The sequence below is a fragment of the Tropicimonas sp. genome, assembly GCF_047971885.1.
GTDB lineage: Bacteria > Pseudomonadota > Alphaproteobacteria > Rhodobacterales > Rhodobacteraceae > Tropicimonas.
Window position 1 is genome coordinate 24,814 of the sequence record NZ_JBKEAE010000127.1, and the last position, 7,119, is coordinate 31,932.

Annotated in this window: 6 protein-coding genes and 1 pseudogene; all 7 read right to left on the reverse strand. The window is 65.3% G+C overall.

Annotation, left to right across the window (positions count from 1 at the left end):
• Window positions 1-139: 139 nt before the first annotated feature.
• Window positions 140-1,093, reverse strand: a complete 954-nt coding sequence (locus ACK5IR_RS10965; protein WP_416928807.1) for an ABC transporter ATP-binding protein — start codon at window positions 1,091-1,093, stop codon at window positions 140-142.
• Entirely contained in the window at window positions 1,090-2,067 is a 978-nt protein-coding gene (locus ACK5IR_RS10970) for an ABC transporter ATP-binding protein (RefSeq protein ID WP_416928809.1), read from the reverse strand. The genes ACK5IR_RS10965 and ACK5IR_RS10970 overlap by 4 nt, the downstream gene beginning before the upstream one ends.
• Window positions 2,068-2,069: 2 nt before the next feature.
• A complete protein-coding gene (locus ACK5IR_RS10975; RefSeq protein WP_416928811.1) occupies window positions 2,070-2,960 on the reverse strand; it encodes an ABC transporter permease subunit in 891 nt (296 codons plus the stop codon).
• Window positions 2,960-3,967, reverse strand: a complete 1,008-nt coding sequence (locus ACK5IR_RS10980; protein ID WP_416928813.1) for an ABC transporter permease subunit — start codon at window positions 3,965-3,967, stop codon at window positions 2,960-2,962. The genes ACK5IR_RS10975 and ACK5IR_RS10980 overlap by 1 nt, the downstream gene beginning before the upstream one ends.
• A complete protein-coding gene (locus ACK5IR_RS10985; RefSeq protein WP_416928815.1) occupies window positions 3,961-5,058 on the reverse strand; it encodes a M24 family metallopeptidase in 1,098 nt (365 codons plus the stop codon). Before ACK5IR_RS10985 ends, ACK5IR_RS10980 begins: the two co-directional genes overlap by 7 nt.
• A gap of 56 nt (window positions 5,059-5,114) precedes the next feature.
• Window positions 5,115-6,707 carry an ABC transporter substrate-binding protein gene (locus ACK5IR_RS10990; protein WP_416928817.1) on the reverse strand — a complete coding sequence of 531 codons (1,593 nt, stop codon included), beginning with the start codon at window positions 6,705-6,707 and terminating at the stop codon, window positions 5,115-5,117.
• A 289-nt stretch (window positions 6,708-6,996) separates the two neighbouring features.
• Window positions 6,997-7,119: pseudogene (tuf, locus tag ACK5IR_RS10995) on the reverse strand (elongation factor Tu); the annotation flags it as partial.

A 7,119-nucleotide genomic window follows, 5' to 3' on the forward strand; every position in this document is an offset into this window, starting at 1 on the left:
GACGCCTCGGCGGGGAGGACGGGCCGGGAAACGAGCGGCTCGGAAATGGCCGGGCCCTCCTCTGGGGTCGGGTGCAGTGCGGACCGCCCGCACTCTCCCCCGAGTTGTAGCCAGCTACATCAGGCCGGGCAACAGGTGCCTATTCGGGGAAATGGCAGGCGACCCGGTGGGCGGAATCGTCCAGTTCGGGCCGTTCGGCGCGGCATTTTTCGGTTGCCTTCCAGCAGCGCGGGCTGAACGGGCAGCCCGGCGGAATGTTGACCGGCGAGGGCAGTTCGCCGGTAAGTCTGATCCGTTCCTTGCGCAGGGTCGGATCGGCCATCGGTGTCGCCGACAGCAATGCCTTGGTGTAGGGGTGCCGCTGATGGCTGAAGACCGCCGCTTTCGAGCCGATCTCGACCGGCCGGCCGAGATACATCACGATCACGTCGTCGGCAACGTGTTTGACCACCGAAAGGTCGTGGCTGATGAAGAGGTAGGCAAGCCCGAGCCGCTCCTGCAGATCGACCAGCAGGTTCAGGATCTGGCTCTGGATCGACAGGTCGAGCGCCGAGACAGGCTCGTCGAGCACGAGGACCTTGGGCTCCAGCATCAGCGCGCGGCCCACCGCGATGCGCTGGCGCTGCCCGCCCGAGAACATGTGCGGGTAGCGGTCGAAATGTTCCGGGCGCAGGCCCACCAGTTCCAGCATCTCGCGCGCCCGGCGGGTGCGCTCTGCGGCCGGCATGCCGGGATGGTTGATCTTCAGCGGTTCTTCGAGGATCTGGCCGCAGCGCTGACGCGGGTTGAGCGAGCCGTAAGGGTCCTGGAAGACGATCTGGACCGTGGTGCGCAGTTCGGCCCGGGTATCGGGGCTGGCCGGCCTGCCGTCGAGCACGAAACTGCCCGCGACCGGCTCCTCGATCATGGTGATGCAGCGCGCGAGGGTGGATTTGCCGCAGCCCGATTCGCCGACGACGGCCAGCGTCTTGCCGGCGTCGAGCGTGAAGGACGCACCGGGCAGCGCCCGCACGATCCGGTCCTTGCCGAACAACCCGCCCTTGAGGACGTATTCCTGCGTCAGGTTCTCGGCGATCAGGACGTGTTCGGTCATGCCTTTTCCTCGGCGGGCAGGTTCAGCGGATAATGGCAGCGGGCAAAGCCCAGTTCGGGCCCGAGGATCGTGGGCGGTCTGCTGCGGCACAGATCGTCGGCAAACTGGCAGCGCGGGCTGAACAGGCAGCCGGCGGGCCGGTCGAACTGGCCGGGCACCACGCCCGGGATGGTCGGCAGATGCCGGGTGGTGGCGCGCTCGGGCAGGGCGGCCAGCAGCGCCGCCGAATAGGGGTGGTGCGGGCGCGTGAACAGCGACGTCACCTCCTGCTGTTCGACCTTCTGGCCGGCGTATTGCACGCTGACCTGTTCGGCGGTCTCGGCGACCACGCCCATGTCGTGCGTGATCAGCACCAACGCCATGCCGGTTTCGTCCTGAAGGCTGGTGAGCAATTCGAGGATCTGCGCCTGGATCGTCACGTCGAGCGCGGTGGTCGGCTCGTCGGCGATCAGCAGCTTGGGCTTGCAGGCGATCGCCATGGCGATCATTACCCGCTGGTTCATGCCGCCCGACATCTGGTGCGGATAGGCGTTGAGGCGGGTTTCGGGGGCAGGGATGCCGACCTGTTCGAACAGTTCGATGGCGCGCGCCTGACGTTCCTGCCTGTTCATGCCAAGGTGATAGCGCAACGCCTCCTTGATCTGGAAACCGACCGTATAGCAGGGGTTGAGCGAGGTCATCGGCTCCTGAAAGATCATCGACATGTCCTTGCCGATGATCTGCCGCCGCGCCCTGGGCGGGATGTTTCGCAGGTCGTGCCCGTCGAAGCTCATCACGTCCGAGGTGATGGTCGCGGTCCACGGCAGCAGGCCCATCATGGCGAGAAACGCCACCGACTTGCCCGAGCCGGATTCGCCGACCACCGCCAGAATCTCGCCCCGGTCGAGCGTCAGGTCGAAGCCGTCGACAGCGCGGAACGTGCCCGAGGTGGTGGCGAAATCGACCGAAAGGTTGCGCACTTCGAGAAGCGCCATGGTCAGCTCCTCTTCAGTTTGGGGTCGAGCGCGTCGCGCAGCCCGTCGCCCATCAGGTTGATGGCCAGAACCGTGATCAGGATGGCCAGCCCCGGAAAGGTCACCACCCACCAGGCGCGCAGGATGAACTCGCGCGCCTCGGCCAGCATGGTGCCCCATTCGGGTGTCGGCGGCTGCGCCCCCATGCCGAGAAATCCGAGCGCCGCCGCATCGAGGATCGCGGTCGAGAAGCTCAGCGCCGCCTGAACGATGATCGGTGCCAGGCAGTTCGGCAGCACGGTGACGAACATCAGCCGCAACAGACCCGAGCCGGCAACCCTGGCCGAGGTTACGTAATCCTTGTGCCGCTCGGACATGACGGCGGCGCGCGTCAGGCGCACGTAATGCGGCTGAAGCACGATGGCGATGGCGATCATCGCATTGAGCAGCGACGGCCCGAGGATCGCCACCAGCACCAGCGCCAGCAGAAGCGACGGGAAGGCGAGGATCACGTCCATCACCCGCATGATGAGGGTGTCGAGCCACTTCGGCGAAAATCCGGCCAGCAGGCCGACGGTGATGCCGCCGGTGGCCGCGACCACAACCACGACGATGCCGACGAAGAAGGAATAGCGCGCGCCCATCAGCAGCCGCGACAGCAGGTCGCGCCCCAGCGCGTCGGTGCCGAGCGCATAGCTCCACGATCCGCCCTCCTGCCAGGCCGGCGGTTGCAGCAAGTGCTGGCGGAACTGCTGTGTCGGGTCGTGCGGTACGATCAGCGGCGCGAAGACCGCGATGAAGAGGAAGACGAGGAAAACCCAGAGGCCGAAGACCGCCCCCCTGTTCTCGCGGAAGTAGAACCAGAATTCCCTCAGGCGGCCCGGTCGCTCGATATTGGCGGTTGTCTCGGCCATCACGACTTCCTGATCTTCGGGTTGATGAAACCGTAGAGCACGTCGACGGTCAGGTTGACGATCATCACCATCACCGCGATCAGCAGCAGCCCGCCCTGCACCACCGGATAATCGCGGCGATAGATCGAATCGACCATCCACTTGCCGATCCCGGGCCAGGAAAAGATCGTCTCGGTCAGGATCGCGCCGGCCAGCAGCGTGCCGACCAGAAGGCCGATCACGGTAACGACCGGGATCAGCGCGTTGCGCAGCGCGTGGATATAGGTCACGCGCGCCGGCGGCAGGCCCTTGGCGCGGGCGGTGCGGATGTAGTCCTCGCCCAGAACCTCGAGCATTGCCGAACGGGTCTGCCGCGCGATCACCGCCAGCGGGATGGTTCCCAGCACGATCGTCGGCAGGATCAGGTGGCTGACCGCCGAGGCAAAAGCGCCTTTCTGCCCGGACAGCAGCGAATCGATCAGCATGAAACCGGTGACATTGGGGAAGAAGTACATCAGCGAGATGCGCCCCGAGACCGGTGTCCAGCCCAGATAGCCGGAAAAGACGATGATCATCAGCAGCGCCCACCAGAAGATCGGCATCGAATAGCCGATGAGCGCGGTGGACATCAGCAGGCGATCGAAGAGCTTTCCCCGGTTGATCGCCGCGATCACCCCCGCCGGCAGGCCAAGGCAGATGGCGAAGATCATCGCGCAGGTGGCAAGCTCCAGCGTCGCCGGGAACAGGGCGAAGAACTCGTCCCAGACCGGCCGCTTGGTGACGAAGGACTGGCCCAGATCGCCGTGCAGCACGCCGGTCATGTATTCCCAGTACTGGACAGGCAGCGGACGGTCGAACCCGAACTGGGCCTGCAGTTCGGCGGAGCGCTCGGCGGTCACCCCGCGTTCGCCCGCCATGGCGATGATCGGATCGCCCGGCAGCAGGCGGATGAACGAGAACGAGATCAGCGTCACCCCGATGAAGGTTGGAACAAAGGTCAGGAGGCGCGAAAGCAGGAATTTCAGCATTGTCCGACCACCGTCAGTTCTTTCGGATAACTGGTAAGCGAGCGGCCGCCGGTTTCGGTGACGAGCATGTCGTCCTCGATGCGGATGCCGAAGGCGTCGGGCAGGTACAATCCGGGCTCCACGGTAAAGACCATGCCTGGTTCGATCGTTTCATGGTTGCCGCGCATGATCTGGGGCGCCTCGTGCACCGCCCGGCCCAGCCCGTGGCCGGTCTTGTGGCGTATCCGGTCGGCAAAGGCCGATGCCTCGAGCACGCCGGTCGTCGCCTCGTCGATGTCATGGGCGCTTTGACCGGGGCGGGTTGCGGCAATTCCGGCACGGTTGGCGGCGAGCACGGTTTCGTAGACGGCCTGCGCCTCGTCGGCCGCATGTCCGACAAAGACGGTGCGCGTGATGTCGGCGTTCAACCCGCCCCAGCGCGCCCCGAAATCGAACAGCAGCGCATCGCCGGGCCGGATCGGGTAATCGGCGCGGGCGTGGGCGTGGGGCAGGGCCGAATTCGCGCCGGCGGCGACGATGGGCCCGAAGGCATGCGCCTCGGCGCCGCCGGCGAAAAGCGCGGCGGTCAGCAGCGATTCCACCTCGGCCTCGGTCATGCCGGCCCGGACCTGCGTCAGCGTTTCGTCCAGCGCTGCCTCCGATATGGCAATGGCGCGTTCCAGTGCGGCGATCTCGCCCGCCGACTTGCGGCGGCGCAGCCCCGAGATCTCGCGCTCTGCGTCGCGGATATCGAGCCCCGGAAAGGCGCGGGCGAGCGCGTGGTGCACGAAGACCCGCATCACCTGCCCCTCGACCGCCAGCGAACTCAGCGGCAGGTGCGCGGCCAGCGCGGCGAAGGCACCGTCATAGCCGTCCTGATCGCGCCAGTCGAACACCGCCCCCTCGAACCCCAGCGCGTCGAAGCTGCGCAGTTCCAGATTGGGTACGATGGCCGCCGGTGCGCCTTCGACCGGGAGGACGACGACAAGCGGTCGTTCGTGACTGTGAAACGAGGCGTCGTAGAGGCGTCTGAAATTCGCACCGGGGACAAGTGCGATCGCATCGACGCCCATGTCGCGCCCGATGCGGCGGTAGTCGCTGTAGCGATCCATCTGGGGAACCCTGGACGGAGGGGCCGGGGCGCGAGGCGCCCCGGTCCGCGTTGCGATCATTCGGCGATGTCGACGCCGTAGAAGATGTGCCCGCCCAGCGGATGCACCTTGTAGCCCTGCACCTCGGGGCGCGTCGGCATGAACACCGTCGAATGGGCGATGGTCGCCCAGGGCGCCTGCTCCTTGAAGATGACCTGCGCCTCTTCATAAAGCCGGGTGCGTTCGGCCATGTCGCTGGTCAGCTTGGCCTGCTGAACCACCTCGTTGAAGGGTTCGTGGCACCATTGCGCACGGTTTGCCCCGCCGACCGCATCGCAGCCCAGCAGTGTGGCGAGGAAGTTGTCCGGATCGCCGTTGTCGCCGGTCCAGCCCAGCAGCACCGCGCCGTCACGATCCTTTTCCTTCGACCGTTCGAGGTATTCGCCCCATTCATATGAGACGATTTCGACATCGACGCCGATCTTGGCGAAATCGGCCTGGATCAGTTCGGCCATGCGGCGGGCGTTGGGGTTGTAGGGGCGCTGCACCGGCATCGCCCAGATCTTCATCGACAGGTTCTCGACGCCCTCTTCCGCGAGCATCGCCTTCGCCGCCTCGGGATCGTAGGAATCGTCCCCGACCGCATCGTTATAAGACCACATGGTCGGCGGAATCGGGTTCTTGGCGATCTGCCCCGACCCCTGGAACACCACGTCGAGGACCGCCTGCTTGTCCATCGCCATGTTCAGCGCCTTGCGCACCTTCGGGTTGTCGAAAGGCGGCTGCATGGCGTTATAGGCCAGATAGCCGATATTCAGGCCCGCCTGCTCCAGCACGTTGATGTCGGGGTCGTCCTGCATCGCCTGAATGTCGGCGGGGTTCGGATAGGGCATGATATGGCATTCGCCCGCCTTCAGCTTCTGGTAGCGGACCGAGGCATCGGGGGTGATGGCGAAGACCAGATTGTCGATCGGCGAGGCGCCTTCCCAGTAATCCGGGTTGGCCTCGAAGCGGATCACCGCGTCCTTCTGATAGGCGACGAAGCGGAACGGGCCGGTGCCGATCGGCGCCTGGTTCAGCATCTCGGGCGTGCCGGCGGCGAGCAGGGCATCGGCATATTCCTTGGACTGGATCGAGGCGAAATCCATCGCCAGGTTGGCGATCATCGGCGCCTCGGGCCGGTTGAGCACGAACTTCACCGTATAGTCGTCGACCCTGACCATTTCCTTGATCAGGTCGGGCATCGACATGCCGTTGTAGTATTCCCAGGTGCCGCCCGAAACCTGATTGTAGGGATTCTCGGGGTTGCCCTGACGGTCGAAGGAAAAGATCACATCGTCGGCGTTGAAATCGCGCGTCGGCGTGAACTGGTCGTTGGAGTGGAACTTGACCCCCTGACGCAGATGAAAGGTGTATTCCAGCCCGTCGTCCGACACTTCCCAGCTTTCGGCCAGGCCGGGGACGACTTCGGTCGTTCCGGTGACGAATTCGGTCAGGTGGTTGAACACCGGGTGCGACGAGGCGTCGAAGGTGGTGCCGGCCGTATAGAGCGCCGGGTCGAACCCTTCGGGCGAGCCTTCCGAGCAATAGACAAGCGTCTTGGCCGAGGCAGCGCCGGAAATCACGGTGGCGCTGAGCAGCGCCGCGGTGAGCGTCCGCGTAATGGTCATGAGATATCTCCCAAGGTTGGTGGTGCCATTGTGATCTGGCTCATGGGCGAAATCTGAGCATCATTGGCCGAAGGATGCAACTGGCCTCGCGGAACCTTCTGCAACTATCTTGCGCCCGCTCCCCTTCATTACGCTACGTGAGGTTTGCCGCCGCGCCTGTCGGACCGGCACGCCGCCGACGGGGCCGGGGCGACCGGCACCCCGGGGAAATGAAAAAGCGCACCACTTTCGTGGCGCGCCTTTCCTCAGCTACACCCCGGATCGGGCCGGGGCATCCGGGTGACCTGCGTCACTCGATGATTTTGGATACGACGCCAGCGCCGACGGTGCGTCCGCCTTCGCGGATGGCGAAGCGGAGTTTTTCTTCCATGGCGATGGGGGCGATCAGTTCGACGGTGAAGCTCACGTTGTC